Consider the following 20445-nt stretch of genomic DNA (forward strand, 5'->3'; position numbering starts at 1 on the left):
CGGAGCACCGCAGTCGCGAACAACAGGAGTGCCGTGAGCGCGAGGAGTGCAGCGCAGCGGAGCACCGCAGTCGCGAACAACAGGAGTGCCGCGTGACCGACGACCTTGCCGCCCGGTTCCGGAAGCTGTGGGACGAGATCGCGCCGGTCGGGCGGGACGCGGGCAGCGGCGGCTATCTGCGGTACGCGCTGACCGAACCCGAGTTCGAGCTGCGGCACTGGTTCCGGGCGCAGGCCGACGAGCGCGGCCTGCCGGTCAGCGAGGACGGCAACGGCAACCTGTTCGCCCACTGGGGCGACCCGGAGGCCGGGGACGCCGTGCTGACCGGTAGCCACTTCGATTCGGTGCCGCACGGCGGGGCGTACGACGGGCCGCTCGGCATCGTCAGCGCGCTCCTCGCCGTGGACGAACTGCGGGCCGCCGGGGTCACGCCGACCCGGCCGCTGGTGCTGTCCGCGTTCGTCGAGGAGGAGGGTGCGCGCTTCGGCGTACCGTGCCTGGGGTCGCGGCTGCTGACCGGCGCGCTGCCGGCCGACCGCGCGGCCGGGCTGCGCGACGCGGCCGGGGTGAGCTTCGCCGAGGCGCTCGGCGACCAGCCCGCGGGCGCCCGCCCGGACCTGCTGGGCCGGTTCGGCGCCTTCGTGGAGCTGCACGTGGAGCAGGGCCGCGCGCTGGTCGAGACCGACGCGCCGGTCGGGGTGGCCAGCGCGATCTGGCCGCACGGCCGGTGGCGCTTCGACGTCGTCGGCGAGGGCAACCACGCGGGTACGACCCGGATGGCCGACCGCCGCGACCCGATGCTCACCTACGCGTTCACCGTGCTGGCGGCCAACAAGGAGGCCCGGCTGCGCGGCGCGCACGCGACCGTGGGCCGGGTCGCCGTCGAGCCGAACGCCACCAACGCCATCCCGTCGAAGGTGACCGGCTGGCTGGACGCCCGCGCCGCCGACCCGGACACGCTGGCCGGGCTGGTCGACGCGGTGCGCGGCAAGCTCGCCGAGCGGGCCCGCCGCGACGGTACGGAGGTGACCGTGACCGAGGAGTCGGTGACCCCGCTGGTCGCCTTCGACGGCGGGCTGGCCGGCCGGCTGGCCACGCTGCTCGGGGCGCCGGTGCTGCCCACCGGCGCGGGACACGACGCGGGGGTGCTCGCCGCGCACCTGCCCACCGCGATGCTCTTCGTGCGCAACCCGACGGGGGTGTCGCACTCCCCCGCCGAAGCGGCCACCGACACCGACTGCGCCGCCGGCGTACGGGCGCTGGCCCGGGTGCTGGAGGAGCTGACATGCCGGTGACCCCGACCCGCTGGCTCGCCGAGTACGCGTGGCTGCCCAACTACGCCGAACCCACGCCGGACGTGCTGATCGAGACCGACGGGGGGCGGATCACCGGCGTGACCCCGCTGACCGCCGGGAGTCGACCGCCCGCCGGTGTCGAGGTGCTGCGGGACGCGACCCGGCTGCCCGGGCTGACCCTGCCCGGCCTGGCCAATGTGCACTCGCACGCGTTCCACCGGGCGCTGCGCGGGCGCACCCACGGCGGCCGGGGCGACTTCTGGAGCTGGCGGGACCGGATGTACGCCGTCGCGGACCGCCTGGACCCGGACACCTACCTCGCCCTGGCCCGGGCGGTCTACGCCGAGATGGCCCTCGCGGGGATCACCTGTGTCGGCGAGTTCCACTACCTGCACCACCGGCCCGACGGCGGCGCCTACGACGACCCGAACGCGATGGGCGCGGCGCTGGTCGAGGCCGCCGCGCACGCCGGTATCCGGCTCACCCTGCTGGACACCTGCTACCTGACCGCCGGCGTCGACGGCCAGGCCCTGACCGGACCGCAGCGACGCTTCGGCGACGGCGACGCGGCCCGGTGGGCCCGGCGGGCGTCCGCGTTCCAGCCGACCGACCCCCACGCCCGGGTCGGCGCGGCCGTGCACTCGGTGCGGGCGGTCCCCGCCGACCAGCTCGGCACGGTGGCCGAGTGGGCCCGGGACCGGCAGGCGCCGCTGCACGTGCACCTCTCCGAGCAGCCCGCCGAGAACGACGAGTGCCGCGCCGTGCACGGGCGTACGCCGACCGCGCTGCTCGCCGAGCACGGCGTGCTCGGGCCGGACACCACCGCCGTGCACGCCACCCACCCGACCAGCGGCGACATGGCGCTGCTCGGGGAGAGCCGGACCGGGGTGTGCCTCTGCCCGACGACCGAACGGGAGCTCGCCGACGGCATCGGCCCGGCCCGGCCGATGGCCGACGCGGGGATCCGGCTGAGCCTGGGCAGCGACAGCCACGCGGTGATCGACCTCTTCGAGGAGGCGCGGGCGGTGGAGTTGGACGAACGGCTGCGCACCCGGCGCCGCGGCCACTTCAACCCGGCCGAGCTGCTGATCGCCGCCACCTCGGACGGACACGCCGCGCTGGGCTGGGCCGACGCCGGGCGGATCACCACCGGCGCCCGAGCCGACCTGGTCACGGTACGCCTGGACAGCGCCCGCACCGCCGGCGTGCCGCCGGTGGGCGCGTTCTTCGCGGCCGGGGCGGCGGACGTCGTACAGGTTGTCGTGGACGGTCGGGTGGTGGTGGCCAAGGGCCGGCACCTGACGGTGGACGTGCCGGCCGAACTGTCGGCCTCGATCGAGGCGGTGACTCCCGCGTGAGCGCGAGGAGTGAGCCGGGTTTGCGAGCCCCGCAGTCGCGAACGAAAGAAGGCACCGCATGAGCAGCCTGCTGGTGGACAACATCGGGGAGCTGGTGACGAACGGCGCCGGCGAGGGCCCGCTCGGCATCCGCCGCAACGCGGCAGTGCTCGTCGAGGAGGGCCGGGTGGCCTGGGTCGGGCCGGCGGCGTACGCCCCGGCCGCCGACCGGCGGGTCGACGCCGGTGGGGCGGCCGTCCTGCCCGGCTTCGTGGACAGCCACGCGCACCTGGTCTTCGCCGGTGACCGGGCCGCCGAGTTCGCCGCCCGGATGGCCGGCCAGCCGTACACCGGCGGCGGCATCCGGACCACGGTCGGCGCGACCCGGGCGGCCTCCGACGGCGAGCTGCGCGCCACGGTGCGCCGGCTGCGCGGAGAGGCGCTGCGGCAGGGCACCACCACCATGGAAATCAAAAGCGGGTACGGGCTGACCGTCGCCGACGAGGCCCGCTCGCTGCGGATCGCCGCCGAGACCAGCGCCGAGACCACCTTCCTCGGCGCGCACGTGGTCCCCGCCGAGTACGCCGACCGCCCCGACGACTACGTCGGACTGGTCTGCGGGCCGATGCTGGCCGCCGCCGCACCGCACGCGAAGTGGATCGACGTGTTCTGCGAGCGGGGCGCCTTCGACGTCGACCACGCCCGGGCCATCCTGGCCTGCGGTCAGGCCGCCGGGCTGGGCGTGCGGGTGCACGCCAACCAGCTCGGCCCCGGCCCCGGTGTGCGGCTCGGCGTCGAGCTGGACGCGGCCAGCGTCGACCACTGCACCCACCTGAGCGACGCCGACGTCGCCGCGCTGGCCGGCACGGCCCACACCGACGGGTCGGGGACCCGAACCGTGGCGACCCTGCTGCCCGGCGCCGAGTTCTCCACCCGATCGCCCTACCCGGACGCCCGCCGCCTGCTCGACGCCGGTGTCACCGTCGCGCTCGCCACCGACTGCAACCCCGGATCGTCGTACACCTCGTCGATGCCGTTCTGCGTGGCCCTCGCCGTCCGCGAGATGCGGATGACGCCGGCGGAGGCGGTCCGGGCCGCGACGCTGGGCGGCGCGCGGGCGCTGCGCCGCGACGACATCGGTGTCCTCACCCCCGGCGCCCGGGCCGACCTGATCGTCCTGGAAGCGCCGTCGTACCTGCACCTGGCCTACCGGCCCGGTGTTCCACTGATCCGCCAGGTCCTGCTCAACGGAGTGCCGCGATGACGACCGTGACCATCCAACCCACCGGGGTCTCCCCCGCCGACGTGCTCGCCGTGGCCCGCGGCACCGCCAAGGTCGTCCTCGACCCGGCCACCATCGACGCGATGGCGACCAGCCGCGCCATCGTGGACGGCATCGAGTCGTCCGGCCGCCCCGTCTACGGGGTCTCCACCGGGTTCGGGGCGCTCGCCAACACCTTCGTCGCCCCGGAACGCCGGGCCGAACTCCAGCACGCGCTGATCCGTTCGCACGCCGCCGGGGTGGGCGCGCCGATGCCGCGCGAGGTGGTCCGGGCGATGATGCTGCTGCGGGTCCGCTCGCTCGCGCTCGGCCACTCCGGGGTCCGTCCGCTGGTCGCCGAGGCGCTGCTCGACCTGCTCAACCACGACATCACCCCCTGGGTGCCGGAGCACGGTTCGCTGGGCGCCTCCGGCGACCTGGCGCCGCTTGCGCACTGCGCGCTGGTGCTGCTCGGCGAGGGCTGGGTGCTCGGCCCGGCCGGCGAGCGGCAGGACGCGGCCGACGTGCTGACCGCCGCCGGGATCAAGCCGATCGAGCTGGCCGCCAAGGAGGGGCTGGCGCTGATCAACGGCACCGACGGCATGCTCGGCATGCTGCTGATGGCCATCCACGACGCCGCGCACCTGTTCACCATGGCCGACGTCACGGCGGCGCTGGGCATCGAGGCGATGCTCGGCTCCGAGCGGCCCTTCCTGCCCGAGCTGCACGCCATCCGCCCGCATCCCGGGCAGGCGGCCTCGGCGGCGAACATCCACCGGCTGCTCCAGGACTCCCGGGTGATGGACTCGCACCGCGACGACCTGGCGCACGCCGTGCAGGACGCGTACTCGATGCGCTGCGCGCCCCAGGTGGCCGGCGCCGCCCGGGACACGCTGGAGTTCGCCCGGACCGTGGCGGACCGCGAGCTGATCTCGGTCGTGGACAACCCGGTGGTGCTGCCCGACGGCCGGGTCGAGTCGACCGGGAACTTCCACGGCGCCCCGCTCGGTTTCGCCGCCGACTTCCTGGCCATCGCCGCCGCGGAGGTCGGGGCGATCGCCGAGCGGCGGGTGGACCGGCTCCTCGACGTCACCCGGTCCCGGGAGCTGCCGGCGTTCCTCTCCCCCGACGCCGGGGTCAACTCCGGTCTGATGATCGCCCAGTACACGGCGGCCGGGATCGTCGCGGAGAACCGCCGGCTGGCCGCCCCCGCGTCGGTGGACTCGCTGCCCACCAGCGGGATGCAGGAGGACCACGTCTCGATGGGCTGGGCGGCGGCCAAGAAGCTGCGCACCGTCCTGGACAACCTGTCCAGCGTGCTCGCGGTCGAGCTGCTGGCCGCGGTGCGCGGCCTTCAACTGCGCGCGCCGCTGGTGCCGTCACCGGCCGGGCGGGCCGCGGTCGAGGCGGTACGGGCGTTCGCCGGCGAGCCCGGCCCGGACATCTTCCTCGCCCCGGCGATGGAGGCGGCCCGCCGTACGGTGTCCGACCGCGACCTGCGTACCGCCATCGAGCGAGAGGTCGGCCCGCTGGCCTGACCGCCACCGGCGGCCCCGACGACCGGCGTCGGGGCCTGCCGGGGCACCGGGCTCAGCTCCTGGTGACCGTCCGTCGGATCTCCGCCCAGGAGGGCAGGTCGGCGCCGGCGACGACATCGCGCTTCGCTCGGGACCAGAACAGCACGAGAACGATCGCCTCGGACAGCACCGTCGCCCACGCCGCGCCCGCCACGCCGAACAGGGGGATGGCGGTGGCCAGCGCGGCCACGTAGGCGAGCGAGCCCAGCCCCTGGTACAGCACCTTCTGCCGCACCAGGCCGCCGCTCATCAGCAGCGACTCGACACTGGCCGCACCGAAGCGCAGGGGGATCGCCAGCGCCAGGATCGCCATCACCGGGACGGACGTCCGGTACTCCGCGCCGAAGATCAGGGGAATGGCGTACCGGCCGACCAGCGCGACGGCGGCGCCGATGAGCAACCCGAGACCGATCATCCCGACCGTGCCGGCCCGGTACGCGATGAGGACCGCGTTGCGGTTGGAGCGGGACCACCGGTGCAGCTTCGCCAGGAAGTACTGCTGGTAGACGATGCGCGGCAGCAGGTAGATCGCGGTCAGCAACGTCATGGGGACGGCGAGCACCGCGGCGGACTCCGGGCTCAGGAACTCGGCGGAGACGACGATGCCCAGTTGCATGCCGAGCTGGTAGAACAGGCTGCCCAGCAGGAACAGCCACGTGGCGGCGACGAGGTGGCGGGCGCGGGGTGGCCGCGGCGGCCGACCGCGCATCGGGGAGTGGCCCTCCAGCGTCGCCCGCCCGTACCAGAACGGCGCGATCACCAGGACGCTCATGGCCACCGTGACGGCGGCCACGAGGGCGTAGCCCAGCGCCACCATGAGCGCCGACAGCCCGAAGGCCAGGGTCAGGACGGCCACGAGGAGTCGACCCACCTGCGGCGCCAGTTGCAGGGCCGCGAGCTGGCCGTAGGCACCCCGCAGTTGGAGAGCCGACCCGGACAGCGCCATCGCGACGAGCGACAGGATGATCGGGGCGAGCCCGATCCGTAGGTCGCCCGTGCCGGGATCGCTCCGGTCGAACAGCCCCCAGCCGACGAGCGCGACGACCAGCAGGCCCGAGGTGACGACGACCAGCGCGATGGACGGCCGCACCCAACGGAACGCCCGGGACCCCTCGCGGCCGAACCGTTGCAGCCAGAACTCGGCGACCCCGAAGATGGCCAGCGGCCCGGCCAGCGTCACCAGGGACATGACCGACATGAAGGCGCCGAAGTCCGCCTTGGGCAGGCTGCGGGCGAGCAGCACCTGGGTGAGGAACGCGATCACGGTGACGCCGGCCTGGCTGATCCCGAGCAGTCCCAGCTGGCGAAGCCGCCGGGCCATGCCGCCGCCGGACCGGCCGGCTGTCGCCGGACCGGTCCGCACCTCGACTCCGGTCATCGTCCGACCGTCACGCGGTCGCCCTGGCCGGCACGTGCGACCGCAGCATCTCCAGCTCGGCCTCCGTCCGGCGCATCCACGCCTCGCGGGCCGCCGCGATCCGCCCGGCGGCGGCCGGGTCCTCGCCGATGGCCTGCCGCACGCCGGCGACCAGTGCGTCGCTCTGGTTGGCGACGAGCGTGGCGAAGCTGCCGAACAGGGCCTCGGTGGTCCGGGTGCGGGACAGGACCAGCGGCCGACCCGCGCTCAGCGCCTCGCAGGCGCCACTGGGTTGCGTGGCGTCCCGGTCGGTCAGCACGACGACCGCCCGCGCGGCGGCGACGGCCGCCTCGTAGTCGGGGAGGTCGAGGAAGCCCAGGGTGGTGAAGTTGGGCAGGCGCTCCGCGCGCTCACGAAGCGGCGGCGGCAACCGGTGCAGTGGTGCGGTGGTCGCGAAGCTGACGTCCGGCATCGCCTCGATGGCGTCGATGAGGACGTCCATCGGCTCGTCCGGGGCGACGGTGGCCACCACGAACACCCAGCCACGAGGTGCAGCCGGCGGGATCTCCCGCAGCGGGTCGTGCACCACGAGCGTGCGCAGGCCCGGGAACTCCGCCCGGGCGATGGCATCGGCCTCCTCGGTGTGGGTGAGGACCAGTTTCGCCCCACGCAGGACCGACGCCGTGCTGGGAACCTTGCGCCACCACGACTGGAACTGCCCGTTGTGCGCGTCGACGATGTAGGGAACACGGCCGAGATAGGGCGCCAGGGCGGACAGGTGCGGCTGTGCCTGCGCGACCACGAACGATGGCCGACGCGAGCGGAGCAGCTTCAGGTCGTTCCAGGTGTGGGCGATGTAGTCGAAGGGGCGCAGGGCCTTCGGCGTCGCCTTCGACGGCCGCCAGGCCACCTCGGCGCCCAACGCCTCCGCGAGCACGTCGGAACGACGCTGATAACGCTTCCACGAAATGAACAGGGGGGAGCTCATTTGTGATCACCACTAGCATCGATTGGCGGGCCGACCGGCGGGGTCGAGAGAGGAAAGAATCTGACCAGCAGAATGAGGGAGAGAAAGAACAACCACATGAAGTACGAATAGGAGGTCGGCTTCTGCGTCAGGGCGGAGACGATCGTCAGGACGTAGAGAATGGTCAGCATCCATCTCGCCTCGACCGCGATGGCACGCCTCGTCACCCGCCAGAAGTTGACAAAGATCACCGCCATGAGGATGAGACCGAGGACTCCCCACACCACGAATATCCGCAACGGGTCGGCGTGGGTGTTCCATGGTTCGTAGCCCAGCCCGATGAGCCAGATGTCCCATGGCGCGCCCTGCCACACCTCCGCCACCCGGAACCAGATCTGCCCGCGACCGTGCAGGAACTCGTCGTTGGTCGGGTTGAGCGACCCGATCTGCGTGACGAGAAAGAGCGCGCGATCGAGCAGGTAGGCGCCCCAGCGGATCGCCGCCAGGACCAGCAGGACGACGAGGACCGCGGCACCCCAGACGGCGGTGCGGAACGGCAGGTCGGAGATCTGCCGGAGGAGCTCGGGGAGCCTGCGCAGCTCGAACGCGACGATCACCAACGCCACACAGAGGATGGTTATCCGGTGCGTGCTGACGACCGCGGTGGCGGCCAGGAACGCGACGGCGGCGTAGCGGGCCAGCGCACTGAGCCGTAGCCGGTCACCGGCGGCGTAGAGGATGAACACCGCGAAAATCAGGAGCCGACCGAGGGACGCGGGGTGGAAGTAGCCCCCCGACGCCCGCCCGACCTTGCCGCTCATCAGGTTGAAGAAGTAGGTGTAGGGAACGACGCCGGCGACCTGCAGCCAGGCGATCACGGAGTGCGCGACCGCGCCGAGGACCACGAGCAGCAGCACCCACCGCAGCCGTTCCAGGGAGAACCAGTCCGGCTTGACGAACATGACCGCCAGCAACGCGATCGGCGCGAACCCGACCGCGAGTTGCGCGCCCTGGGTGATGACCCCGCTCTTCGGCGCGACGTGTGGCCCGAAGATCGCCCGCACGTCGGCTGTGGCGAAGACCTGGACGAAGTCCTCCCGGGCGGATATCGCCAGCAGACCGATGACGGAGAACAGGCCGAGGATGACCAGCGCGACGATGGAGGGTGCCAGATCCGTCGGGAAACGCTTCATCGCCACGATGACGGCGACAAAGGAGCCCACCATGAAAAGGGCGCCGATCACCGTCGCCACCATGCCGGCGTCCACGGTGTCCGCCGCGACCTTCTCACCAAAAATGTCGAAGAACGATTTCACGCCGATCATTACCATGGCGAGTAGCGCCATGATCTGGGCGGCGGCCCACGGATAACGCCCGAGTCGCCGGCCACTGCCCACAGTCGGGGCTACGGCCGCCTTTCGAGGCATTATGTCCATTTCCTGGTCCTCTCAGCGCTATCCCTCGGGGCACTATACGCGAGCGACATAACCGATAGAGGTCACCTCGTTCGCCGGTGTATTCCACCGGAACCGCCCTTACCGGCCGCGGCTCGCCCCTACAGCGCGAGGCCCGCCGCGACGCGCTCGGCGAGCTGGGGCCCGAGGGTGCGCGCGTAGGTCGCCGTGATGTGGTGCGTGTCCCGGTAGACGATGACGTTGCCGATCACCAGCGGACACCGGGTCGCGGTGCAGAACAGGTCGGTGAGGTCGACCATCCGCACCTTGCCGTCCGTTCGCTTCGCGGCCTCCTCCAGGGCGTCCCGCGTGCGAAGCGCGGTCCGCCGCTCGACGGCACACCGCATCGGATCCCCGCCGTTCGCCGCGTCGTCGACGAGACAGCCGAGGTCGGCAGCGCCGAGCCCCGGGTTGTCCACCACCACGACGATCCTGGTGCCGCGCTCCAGCACCGGACGCCATGCCTCGACGTACCTGCGGATCTGGCCGCCCGCCGCCCGGGGGTCGGCGCTCGCGTTCCGCTTTCCGGTGACGATGACGAGGTCGTACTTCGGGCCGTCGCCGAGCCGCTGCGCCATCGCCTGCCGGCGTGCGTAGCACGGATCGGACTGGTCCGCGGCGTCCACCTTCGCCCAGATGCACCCCCGGGCCACGTACGTGTCGACCGCCCAGTTGCGGGATTCGAGCTGACCCTCGATGGCCGGGATGAGCATCGCCGCGTGCGAGTCTCCGACGAGCGCGACCCGGGTCGCGTCCGGCCGTTGCGACCCGATGCGACACGACGTGAGCGCGGTGCCCGGCTCCTGGTCGTAGCACCGGTACGCGGAGCCCGTGTCCTTGGTGAGCATGGACATCTCGGGGAACATCTCCCGGCCGAGGGCGCCGTTCTCGCAGCGTTCGGCCTCGATCCGGGCAGCCGCGCCGAGGCACGGGGTGCCCGAGGCCAGCAGTTGCTCGAGACGCGAGGTGTTCGCCTGGTTGCTCTGATCGAGCACCCGGTTTCCGCCGACGACGACGGACAGGACCAGTGCCATCGCCATCGCCGCGGCGGCGTACTGCGGCCACAGCCGGCGCCCACCGGTGAACAGGCCGAACCGCACCGGATCCTCGACGAGGCGTTTGGTCAGAGCCGCCAGCACCACCACGCCCGCGATGACGACGAGCTTCACCGGCCAGGTCATCGTGTCGCCGGTCGCCAGCGCGAAGATCACGATGGGCGGCCAGTGCCAGAGGTAGACGGAGTACGACCAGTCGCCCAGCTTCTGCACCGGCGCCCACGACATCGGCCCGAGCGGAGACCAGCGCGGGCCGGGGGCACCCGCCCAGATGGCGGCGAGCGTGCCGACGACCGGCAGCGCCGCGGCGTAGCCCGGGAAGGGGGTCCCGGCATGGAGGGCGAACGCGGCCACGCCGATCAGGAGCAGCCCCAGCCAGGACGCTGCCGCCCGGGTCCGCTCGCCGGCTGACCGGCCGAGCCCCGGCAGGGTCGCGAGCATCGCGCCGGCCCCGAACTCCCACGCCCGGGTCGGCGTGACGAAGTAGGCGGCGGCGCTGTTCGCGGACGTCTCGAAGACCGAGTAGGCGAAGGAGCCGACGACGATCACGGCGAGCGTGACCCGGATCGCGCCGATCGGGTCGATCCGCCGGAGCCGCCCGGCGAGCACCACCGCGAGCACGATCAGCAGGGGCCAGACCAGGTAGAACTGCTCCTCCACCGAGAGCGACCAGTAGTGCTGCACCGGCGACCGGACGTTCTCCGCGGCCAGGTAGTCCACGGCGTCGTGTGCCAGTTGCCAGTTCTCGACGTAGATGGTCGCCGCCGCGATCTCGCGGAGGATCTGCGGCCAGTAGAGCTGCGGCACCCAGATGAAGACGGCCGCCGCGGTGGCGACGAGCACGAGCAGGGAGGCCGGCAACAGGCGCCGGATCCGACGTGCCCAGAAGGCGCGGAGGCGGACCGAGCCGGACTGCTCCACCTCCCGCACCAGGTGCGCGGTGATGAGGAAGCCACTGATCACGAAGAAGACGTCGACACCGACGTATCCGCCCGGGATCCGGTGCGGCCAGAAGTGGAACAGCAGCACCAGGAGTACGGCGAGTGCCCGCAGTGCCTGGATCTCCGGCCGCAGAAGCCCACGATTCGTCTGCTTCGAGTCGCTCACTGTGCCTCACCACGGCGGTAGGGGTAAGGGTGGCGCGTACCGGCCCACACCGCCGTGCACTGGCGGCGACGGCGAGGCTATACGGCCGTCACGCCCGTGCTCCATCCGGGGACCGTCGACGGATCGTGCGGTGCGTGTCAGCTCCGGAGACGCTGTCGCCCCTACAGTGGACGGTGGTCACGACGCGCTCGTGGTGGACCCCGATCATGCCGGAGAGCCGCCTGGCTCCCTGGTCAGGCCCGTCCCGTGGGCCGCCACAGCGACACGGTGACCCCGGTGAGCCGGACCACCCGGATCTGCTCGAACCCGGCGAGCTGCTGTTTCAGCGGCGGAGACATGCCGGTGCGCTGGTCGGCCTCGGCCGAGCCTGTGACCAGCCACAGCCGCTCTGCGGAGCGGAGGCAGTCACCGTTCCGGCAGGTCCGCCCGTACGTCGGGACGCCGCCGGGCCAGGCCGTGAAGACCATGTCCAGCCCCGGCCCCTCAGCCCGGCGCTGGTAGTAGTTCACACCGTCCTGGAGTCGACTCGCGTACGCGGCGTGGATGCCGACCGCGTCGCCAGCGCTGGCCTCCGCCGCGAGGACCGTGACGGCGCCCCGCAGATCAGGCTCGCCCGGCGCGACCGTGCCCCGGTTTGTCGCTTGCGCAGGCAGCGCGACAGCGGCGCAGAGCACGACCAGCATCGCGGGCAGGACGACGCGCCGCCAGGACGAGGTCGCCGTACCCGATGCCGGCCGCGGGTCACGGGTCACGGTCGCGACGGCCAGCAGGCACCACGCCGGCAGGGTGAACAGCACGTACCGGTGGATGAGCAGCGCCGCCACCGGTGAGATGAGCAGCAGCAGGTAGAACGGCGCGACGGCCCAGGTGCCGAGCAGAGCGCCACGACGGCCCAGCGTCACGGCACCGAGGAGCGCCAGCCCGACGATCAGCGCGCTGACGGTGACACTGCCCGTCACCCGCACGATCTCGTTGTTGGTGCTGTCCCAGGTCGCCTCGGGAATCCACGACACCTGCTTGGCCTGCTCGGACCCGATCCAGGCGAGGGGAAGCACGGGGATGACGGCCGCGACCGCCGCCAGGAACCAGCGCAGGATCACCTTCTTCTGCCGAAGGCTCAGCACGTACACCAGGTGCGCCGGCAGGAGCAGCAGCGCGACCATGTGCAGCAACCCGGCCGCAGCCACCACGAGGGCGTACGCCAGCCATCGCAGCCACGACGGCCGCTCGGCCGCGCGCAGGACCAGCAGGGTCGCCAGCGCCACCGCGGCGGCGGCGAGAGCGTACGGACGCGCCTCCTGGGCGTACCGGGAGACCGTCGGCATGACGGCGACGAGCAGGCCGGCGAGCAGACCGGTCGCCGGGTCGAACAGTTTGCGGCCGACGACCGCGGTCAGCGCGGCGGCGAGCGCCACCGCGATCATGGACGGCATCCGCAGGGACGCCTCCGATTCGCCGAACACGGCGATCCAGCCGTGCATCAGGACGTAGTAGGGAGCGATGACCGCATCGGTCACCTCCACCAGGCCCCGCAACCCCTCCATGGACTTCGTCGACGCCGCCCAGGTGGCGATCTCGTCGCGCCAGAGCTGCCGGCGCTCGATGCCGTAGAGGGCGATGAGAAACGCGGCGAGGGCAGGTACGACCGGCACCGACCAGCGCGCCAGTCGATCCTTCAGTGGAGTTGGACGGCGTGCCTCCGCGCGGGCCTCCTCCGCGGCGGTCACCTCCGGCGAACTGGCGAGGGGGGCCAACTCGACCATGCGTCCTGGTCCTTCGGATCGGGCTTGGCCGGCACGGCGGTCGCCGTCCGGCATGTGGCTCGCAGCTGCGTAGCCTAGACGGCCCCGGTTGCGACGGGCCATGGGGTGCTGGCCGTTGGGAGCAGGCCAGGACGCGTCGACCGAGCTGCTCGCGGTGGCGGGAGAGCCGCCCGGGGGCTCAGTCCGGGTTTCCGGCGTGGGTCAGCGTCTCCCATGCGAAGAAGTAGGCCGCCGGCCCGGCGGGCCGGTCGGCCTCCACCACACGCCTGGTGTTCGGCAGGTCGATCCCCATCCTGGTGGCGTAGTGGTTGAAGGCGATCTCGGGTGAGGGCGCCAGCCCGGTGACGAGCCGGCCGCCGCACAGCCACGGTGGCACCGGCTTGCCCAGCTCGAAGCCGGTGTGGAACTCCAGCGCACGGGTGAGCCGCTCCCGCGCCTCGGCGTACAGGTCCCGCCCCTGGATCCACGCCGTCTCGGCGACATGCGCCGCCGCCGCCAGACCCCACCCGGTGTGCAGAAAGTCCCGGCAGGTCTCCTGAGCGAGCCCGTCAACCAGCGGGTTCTGCCCGCCCCAGTACTCGACCAGCTGCGGCGTCGTGAGGGCATCACCGGGCGGCGCGTACGGCAGGGGCCCGTCGCCGGTCAGATAGACGTACGCCCGCAGCCGCAGCCGCCACTTCTCGACGGCCTTCAGGAACGACGCGCGATCGTCGAGGAAGACCGAGATGCCGACCGCCGCGTCGAGCATGATCAGCTCCCAGTTCCCCGCCCTGGAGCCGTTCGTGCCGGCGAGCACCGTCGGTAGGTAGACGGTGCGGAGCATCCGCTCGGTACGCGCCAACCAGTCCGGATGCCAGCCGGTGTAGGTGTGCTTGATCAGTTCCGCGGATCGCGCGAACGTCGCCCCGGCCCACCCCGCCTGCAGCGGCGCGTTGGAGTTGGTGTGCTCCTTGAGAACGCCGGACCACGCGTCCAGGATGTCGATGGCCTTCTCCGCGTACCTGCGGTCACGCGTGAAGCTCCACATCAACGCCTGGGTGTACGCGGCCACCGCGTCCTCGGCCTCCGCGGTGCATCCGCTGTCCGGCTGCGAGTAGAAACCGCAGTTCACAGTGGACACCGGCCGGGGGCGCCAGGACAGCTCGGCGTACGGGCTGCGCTGCATGGCGAGCCACGCCGAACGCCACGGCTCCTCACCGGCCCTGACCTTACGGCTTACGAAGTTCAACTGCCCGCTGCGCACGAGCACGCCAGGGTGGACGAAACCGCTGCGGGCGTCGCGCGACTCGGTCAGCGGTGGCGCCGGCGGAATGGGCTCCACGACCCACGCGCCGGCCGCCTCACCCTCCGGCGCTCTGGTCGAGAAGGCCAGGACACCACCGCTGGCGGCCAGCAGGGCAAGACCCATCAGTGCCGCCAGCACGCCGCGCCTACCGGCCCACGCCATCCCGTCTCCCCGACAACCTGCCGATCCGGATGCCCGGACTCCCGAGATCAGTACATGTCATCGTCCGATCGCACCGCCACCCATTGGTGACGACCGGACGGTCCCGGTCTCAGGCTGCGGTGGGCGGCAGCACCTTGGCGACCAGCTTGGCCAGCTCGCGCAGCGCCTTGCCGCGGTGGCTGATCGCGTCCTTCTCCGCCGGGGTCAGCTCGGCGTTGGTCCGGTCCTGCCCGTCGCCCAGGAAGATCGGGTCGTAGCCGAAGCCCCCGTCGCCGCGCGGCGCGCGCAGCACCCGCCCGGACTGCCGGCCGTCGACGAGGTGCTCCTTGCCGCCGGGCAGCACCAGCGCCACGGTGCAGACGAACGAGGCGGCCCGCTGCTCGTCGGGCACGTCGGCGATCTGGTTCAGCACCAACTGGAGGTTGGCCCGGTCGTCGCCGTGCTGGCCGGACCAGCGGGCGCTGAACACCCCCGGCATCCCGTTGAGCGCGTCCACCGCGAGCCCCGAGTCGTCGGCGATGGTCGGCAGGCCGGTACGCCGGCAGCCCTCCCGCGCTTTGATCAACGCGTTCTCGCCGAAGGTCAGGCCGGTCTCCGGCAACTCCGGGTACTGCTCGACGTCGTCGAGCCCGAGCAGGGCGATCCGGTGCGCGCCGAGCGCGCCGTCCAGGATCCGCTGGAGTTCCACCAGCTTCTTCTGGTTGCGGGTGGCGAGCAGGACCTTGTTCATGACAGTGCCTTCCGCTGGGCTTCGGCCAGATCCGCGCAGCCGGCGACGGCCAGGTCGAGCAGGGCGTCGAGTTGCTCGCGGGCGAACACGCCCGCCTCACCGGTGCCCTGCACCTCGACGAAGTCGCCCACGCCCGTGCAGACCACGTTCATGTCCACCTCGGCGGCCACGTCCTCCTCGTAGCAAAGGTCGAGCCGCGCCTCGCCGTCGATGATCCCCACGCTGACCGCGGCCACCGAGCGGTGCATCACCTTCTCCGGCTTGCCGGCCAGCGCCTTGCGGGCGGCCAGCCAGTCCACCGCGTCGTGCAGCGCGACGTACGCCCCGGTGATCGCGGCGGTCCGGGTGCCGCCGTCGGCCTGGAGCACGTCGCAGTCGAGCACCACCGAGTTCTCGCCGAGAGCCTTCAGGTCGATGCAGGCGCGCAGGCTGCGGCCGATCAGCCGGGAGATCTCGTGGGTCCGGCCACCGACGCGACCCTTGACGCTCTCCCGGTCGGAGCGGGTGTTGGTGGCCCGGGGCAGCATCGCGTACTCGGCGGTCACCCAGCCGAGCCCGGAGCCCTTGCGCCAGCGGGGCACCCCCTCGGTGACACTCGCCGTGCAGAGCACCCGGGTGCCGCCGAACTCGACGAGCACCGAGCCCTCCGGGTGGGTGCTCCAGCCTCGGGTCAGGGTCACCGGTCGAAGTTGATTGGGCCCTCGCCCGTCAGGTCGCGCCATGCCTGCACCCTATGCGGTGCGGTGCTGCACCTGCCCCGGGGTGTCCCGAGCGGAGCCCGCGGCGTGCACGCGGAGGAATCCGGCGACCGCGGCGGGCCACCCGAACTCCTCGGCGCGGGCCCGCGCGGCCCGCCGCCGGTCCGCCTCGGGCCGGGCCGCCAGCGCGGTCACCGCCGCGGCCATCGACGCCGCCGAGCCGTACGCGGCCAGTCCCGCCGCGCCGACCACCTCGGGCAGTGCGCTGGCCGCGTTCACCACCACCGGGGTGCCACAGGCCAGCGCCTCCAACCCGGCCAGCCCGAAGGTCTCCACCGGGCCGGGTGCGAGCACGACGTCCGCGCTGGCGAGGAGCGCGGCCACCGCGTTCCGGTCGGGTAGGAAGCCGGTGAAGCTGACCGGCAGGCCGGCGGCCCGGCGGGCCAGCGCGGCGCGCAGCGGACCGTCGCCGGCCATCACCAGCACCGCCGGCACGCCGGCCCGACGCAGCTCGGCCAGTGCCTGCACGGCCAACTCCGGCCGCTTCTCCGGGGACAGCCGGGCGCAGTGCACCAGCAACAGCTCGGTGGGGTCGGCGTAGCGCTCACGCAGCATCGGGTCGGCCCGGTCGGGGCGGAAGGTGTCCAGGTCAACCCCGAGCGGCACCAGGTCCACGTTGCCGGCGCCGATCCGGTCGAACTCCTCGGCCGCCCACCGGGTGGTGCACACGATCCGGTCGTACGCCCGGCTGGTGGCCCGGTTGAGCCGGTCGGCGGTCGGCCGGCGCAGGGCGTCCGGCACGCGCCACTGGCCGAGCAGCCCGGTCAGCGACTCGTGCGACACCATCACCGACGGCACCCCGTGCGCCCGCGCCCAGCCCCCCGTCCAGCGCAGCGACGACCGGTCGGAGACCTCCAACCGGTCCGGGGCCAGCTCGGCGAGCACCCGGGCCAACCGGCGCCGCCCGGCCAGCACCCGGTAGCCGCCGCTGCCGGGCAGCTCCGGCCCGGGCAGGGTGACCACCCGACCCCACGGGTGCCGTTCGTCGCCGGCCCGCCGGCCGGGCACCACCAGCACCGGATCGTGCCCGGCCGCCCGGTAGCCCTCGCCGAGGTGCCGCAGCGCGGTACGCAGGCCGCCGGAGCGCGCGGTCACGAAGTTCGCGAGCCGCACGATCCGCAGCCCGCCCGCCGTCCCGGTCACGACGCGGCCGGCAGGCCGACGGCGGCGGAGCCGGCGCGTACCGCGTGGTAGTGGCCGATCAGCTCGTCGCCGACCGCCGCCCAGGTACGCCGGCGGACGGCGGCCCGGGCGGCCAGCCCGTACGTCCGCCTCCGGTCGGCGTCGCCGGCCAGATCGGCCACCCCGGCGGCCAGCGCGTCACCGTCGTTCGGCGGCACCAGCAGCCCGGTCACCCCCGGGTCGACCAGATCCACCGGGCCGCCACTGGCCGGCGCCACCACCGGCACCCCGGAGGCGAGCGCCTCCTGGAGGGTCTGGCCGAAGGTCTCGTGCGGTCCGGTGTGCACGAACAGGTCCAGGCTGGCGTAGAGCCGGGCCAGATCCTCGCCGTGCTGCACGCCCAGGAAGTCCACGCCGGGCAACGCGCGCGCGAGCTGGCGGCGGGCGGGGCCGTCGCCGGCCACCACGACCCGCACCCCGGGCAGCCGGGAGGTCGCCGCCAGCAGCTCCACCCGCTTCTCCGGGGCCAGCCGTCCGACGTACCCGATCAGCAGCTCGCCGCCGGGGGCCAGCCGCTGCCGCAGCGCCGCGCACCGCTTGGCCGGGTCGAACCGGACGGCGTCGACGCCCCGACGCCACAGCCAGATCCGCTGCACCCCGTTGGCGATCAGGTCGGCGGCGGCCCGGGTGGAGGGGGCAAGGGTCCGCTGCGCCGAATTGTGGATCTCCCGGAGCCGCCGCCAGGCCGCCGCCTCACCCCAACCCACCCGGTACGCCCGGGCGTACGCCGCGACGTCGGTCTGGTAGACCGCGACCGTGGGCAGGCGATGCCGGCTGGCCAGGGTGGCCGCCCGGGCACCCAGGATGAACGGGCTGGCCAGGTGGACCACGTCCGGCTCGGCCGACAGCAGCGCCCCGGCCAGCCGGGTGCTCGTCGGCACGCCCAGCCGGAAGCCCTGGTAGCGGGGCAACGGCACGCTGGGGATGCGCACCACCGGGTACGGCAGCCGGCCGGTGTCCTGCCCGCCGGCCCCGGGTGGGGCGGGCGCGATGACGACCGGCTCGTGGCCCCGGGCGAGCAGGTGCTCCGCCGTCCGCACCACGGAGTGCGCGACGCCGTTGACGTCCGGCGGGAACGACTCGGTCACGATGGCGATCCGCATGCCCACACCGTGCGGGTGCCACGGGTGCGCCAGACGACCGTCCGCTGACCGGCTGGCGAACATCACGGCACAACACCGCTGACCGTCCCGGTCGACCGGGACGGGCCGGGTCAGACGTCGTAGCTGGCGCCGGCGCGGACGACCTCGAGCGGCCCGGTGTACGCGGCGGCGGCCGACTCCAGCGTGTGCGCCTCGCTGCCCCAGGCGGCCACCAGGTGGGTGAGCAGCAACCGGCCCACGACGGCCTTGGTGGCCGTCTCACCCGCTTCCCGGCCGGTGAGGTGCAGGTCCGGTGGGTTGTCCTCGCCGTCGAGGTAGCTGGCCTCGCAGAGGAAGACGTCGGCGTTCTGGGCGAGCCGCAGCAGCGCGTCGCAGGGGGCGGTGTCCGAGGAGTAGCAGAGCGACCGGCCGTCGTGCTCCAGCCGCACGCCGTACGTCTCGACGGGGTGGTTGACCCGGTCGACGGTGACCGTGAACGGGCCGATCGGGAAGGTGCCCGGCTGGAGCGCGTAGAACTGGTAGACGTCCTCCACCGAGCTGTCGTCGCCGTACGCGGCGCTGAGCCGGTCCGGCGCGCCGGCGGGCGCGTACACCGGCAGCGGCGGGTAGGGGCCGTCCGGGGCGTACCGGCGCACCACCACGTACAACACGGCGTCGAACATGTGGTCGCAGTGCAGGTGGGTCAGCAGGATCGCGTCCGGGGCGTGCAGCCCCGCGTACCGCTGGAGGCTGGACAGTGACCCGGAACCGAAGTCGACCAGGAGCCGGAAGCCGTCGGCTTCGACGAGGTACGCCGAGCAGGGTGACTCGGGGCCAGGGAAACTGCCGGCGCTTCCCAGAACAGTCAGTCGCATCGAGTCGTCTCGCTGTCACTGTCAGTAGCACTCGTGCCGGCCGTCGCCCGGGCCATGATCTCTACCGACGCGTACGCCACGCTGCGCAGCCTACGCTGGGGTAAGCGGCAGCAAGAATCATCCGATGGAAGTTGTCACGAACGTGACACCCGCTCACGGTGGGGCGGGCAGCGTAAGGGCCGTCGACATTCACATCGACGGCCCTTACCCACAAACCACATCGGTCACGCCCAGAGCTGGCCCTCCAGGGCGTCCTCTGCGTCGGCCAGCGTGCCGCCGTACGCGCCGGTGGACAGGTACTTCCAGCCGCCGTCGCAGACCACGAAGGCCACGTCGGCGCGGCGGCCGTCGCGAACCGCCTCGTGCGCCACCGCGAGCGCGGCGTGCAGGATGGCTCCCGTGGAGAAGCCGGCGAAGATGCCCTCCACGTCGACGAGCTGCCGGGTGCGCAACACGGCGTCCCGGGTGCCCACCGAGAAACGCCGGGAGAGCACCGAGGCGTCGTAGAGCTCCGGCACGTACCCCTCGTCGATGTTGCGCAGGCCGTAGACCAGCTCGCCGTAGCGTGGCTCGGCGGCCACGACCTGGATGCCGTCGACCTTCTCCCGCAGGTAGCGCCCGGTGCCCATCAGGGTGCCGGTGGTGCCGAGCCCGGCCACGAAGTGCGTGATGGTGGGCAGGTCGTGCAGCAGCTCCGGCCCGGTCGTCTCGTAGTGCGCCCGCGCGTTGGCCTCGTTGCCGTACTGGTAGAGCATCACCCAGTCCGGGTGCTCGGCCGCGATCTGCTTGGCGGTGGCGACGGCCTGGTTGGAGCCACCCGCCGCCGGCGAGAAGATGATCTCGGCACCGTACATCCGGAGCAGCTGGACCCGCTCGGTGGAGACGTTCTCGGGCATCACGCAGACCAGCCGGTAGCCGCGCAGCTTGGCCACCATGGCCAGCGAGATGCCGGTGTTGCCGCTGGTCGGCTCCAGGATGGTGTCACCCGTCCGGAGCCGGCCGGCCTCCTCCGCCGCGCGCACCATGAACAGCGCGGCCCGGTCCTTGATGCTGCCGGTCGGGTTCCGGTCCTCCAGCTTGGCCCAGAGCCGCACCGGCGGGGCGCCGTCGGGCACCGTCGGGGAGAGCCGGGGCAGGCCGACCAGCGGCGTGCCCCCGCAGGCGTCGAGCAGGCTGTCGTACCGCGCCATGGCGGCCG

Annotated in this window: 16 protein-coding genes; 4 read left to right on the forward strand and 12 right to left on the reverse strand. The window is 72.9% G+C overall.

What is annotated here, in order from left to right; genetic code table 11:
- Window positions 1-92 precede the first annotated feature (92 nt).
- Genes AB0K07_RS25335 through hutH form a run of 4 tightly spaced genes read left to right on the forward strand, consistent with a single transcriptional unit; the run spans window position 93 to window position 5431 of the window.
- Window positions 93-1295: an allantoate amidohydrolase gene (locus AB0K07_RS25335; RefSeq protein ID WP_363758227.1), complete on the forward strand. Its 1203-nt coding sequence runs from the start codon at window positions 93-95 to the stop codon at window positions 1293-1295.
- A complete protein-coding gene (locus tag AB0K07_RS25340; RefSeq protein WP_363758229.1) occupies window positions 1286-2653 on the forward strand; it encodes a formimidoylglutamate deiminase in 1368 nt (455 codons plus the stop codon). The genes AB0K07_RS25335 and AB0K07_RS25340 overlap by 10 nt, the downstream gene beginning before the upstream one ends.
- Before the next feature lie 58 nt (window positions 2654-2711).
- The gene (gene hutI / locus AB0K07_RS25345) at window positions 2712-3896 is read left to right on the forward strand and encodes an imidazolonepropionase (RefSeq protein ID WP_363758231.1); all 1185 of its coding nucleotides are present in this window, start codon (window positions 2712-2714) and stop codon (window positions 3894-3896) included.
- Window positions 3893-5431, forward strand: a complete 1539-nt coding sequence (hutH, locus tag AB0K07_RS25350) for a histidine ammonia-lyase (protein ID WP_363758233.1) — start codon at window positions 3893-3895, stop codon at window positions 5429-5431. Before hutI ends, hutH begins: the two co-directional genes overlap by 4 nt.
- A gap of 52 nt (window positions 5432-5483) precedes the next feature.
- Here the strand turns inward: hutH and AB0K07_RS25355 are convergent, their stop codons facing one another.
- From AB0K07_RS25355 to AB0K07_RS25410, 12 genes are all read right to left on the reverse strand, one after another.
- Window positions 5484-6848: a polysaccharide biosynthesis C-terminal domain-containing protein gene (locus AB0K07_RS25355; protein WP_363758235.1), complete on the reverse strand. Its 1365-nt coding sequence runs from the start codon at window positions 6846-6848 to the stop codon at window positions 5484-5486.
- 10 nt (window positions 6849-6858) lie between these two features.
- Window positions 6859-7815: a glycosyltransferase gene (locus tag AB0K07_RS25360; protein ID WP_363758237.1), complete on the reverse strand. Its 957-nt coding sequence runs from the start codon at window positions 7813-7815 to the stop codon at window positions 6859-6861.
- Window positions 7812-9110: a hypothetical protein gene (locus AB0K07_RS25365; RefSeq protein ID WP_363758239.1), complete on the reverse strand. Its 1299-nt coding sequence runs from the start codon at window positions 9108-9110 to the stop codon at window positions 7812-7814. The genes AB0K07_RS25360 and AB0K07_RS25365 overlap by 4 nt, the downstream gene beginning before the upstream one ends.
- A 239-nt stretch (window positions 9111-9349) precedes the next feature.
- Window positions 9350-11410 carry an acyltransferase family protein gene (locus AB0K07_RS25370; RefSeq protein ID WP_363758241.1) on the reverse strand — a complete coding sequence of 687 codons (2061 nt, stop codon included), beginning with the start codon at window positions 11408-11410 and terminating at the stop codon, window positions 9350-9352.
- 233 nt (window positions 11411-11643) lie between these two features.
- The gene (locus AB0K07_RS25375; protein WP_363758243.1) at window positions 11644-13173 is read right to left on the reverse strand and encodes a glycosyltransferase family 39 protein; all 1530 of its coding nucleotides are present in this window, start codon (window positions 13171-13173) and stop codon (window positions 11644-11646) included.
- Window positions 13174-13351: 178 nt separating this feature from the next.
- Window positions 13352-14620, reverse strand: a complete 1269-nt coding sequence (locus tag AB0K07_RS25380; RefSeq protein ID WP_363758245.1) for an alginate lyase family protein — start codon at window positions 14618-14620, stop codon at window positions 13352-13354.
- A gap of 109 nt (window positions 14621-14729) precedes the next feature.
- The gene (gene rdgB / locus AB0K07_RS25385; protein WP_363758266.1) at window positions 14730-15350 is read right to left on the reverse strand and encodes an RdgB/HAM1 family non-canonical purine NTP pyrophosphatase; all 621 of its coding nucleotides are present in this window, start codon (window positions 15348-15350) and stop codon (window positions 14730-14732) included.
- Window positions 15347-16072 carry a ribonuclease PH gene (gene rph, locus AB0K07_RS25390; RefSeq protein WP_363758268.1) on the reverse strand — a complete coding sequence of 242 codons (726 nt, stop codon included), beginning with the start codon at window positions 16070-16072 and terminating at the stop codon, window positions 15347-15349. Before rph ends, rdgB begins: the two co-directional genes overlap by 4 nt.
- A gap of 9 nt (window positions 16073-16081) precedes the next feature.
- Complete coding sequence (locus AB0K07_RS25395) at window positions 16082-17251, reverse strand: glycosyltransferase (protein ID WP_363758270.1); 1170 nt, start codon at window positions 17249-17251, stop codon at window positions 16082-16084.
- Complete coding sequence (locus AB0K07_RS25400; RefSeq protein WP_363758272.1) at window positions 17248-18393, reverse strand: glycosyltransferase family 1 protein; 1146 nt, start codon at window positions 18391-18393, stop codon at window positions 17248-17250. The genes AB0K07_RS25395 and AB0K07_RS25400 overlap by 4 nt, the downstream gene beginning before the upstream one ends.
- 110 nt (window positions 18394-18503) lie before the next feature.
- Window positions 18504-19247, reverse strand: coding sequence for an MBL fold metallo-hydrolase (locus tag AB0K07_RS25405; protein WP_363758274.1), 744 nt, complete (start codon window positions 19245-19247; stop codon window positions 18504-18506).
- 224 nt (window positions 19248-19471) lie between these two features.
- Window positions 19472-20437, reverse strand: a complete 966-nt coding sequence (locus AB0K07_RS25410) for a pyridoxal-phosphate dependent enzyme (protein WP_363758276.1) — start codon at window positions 20435-20437, stop codon at window positions 19472-19474.
- Window positions 20438-20445 lie beyond the last annotated feature (8 nt).

It is taken from the genome of Micromonospora sp. NPDC049301 (genome assembly GCF_040678715.1).
Lineage (GTDB): Bacteria > Actinomycetota > Actinomycetes > Mycobacteriales > Micromonosporaceae > Micromonospora.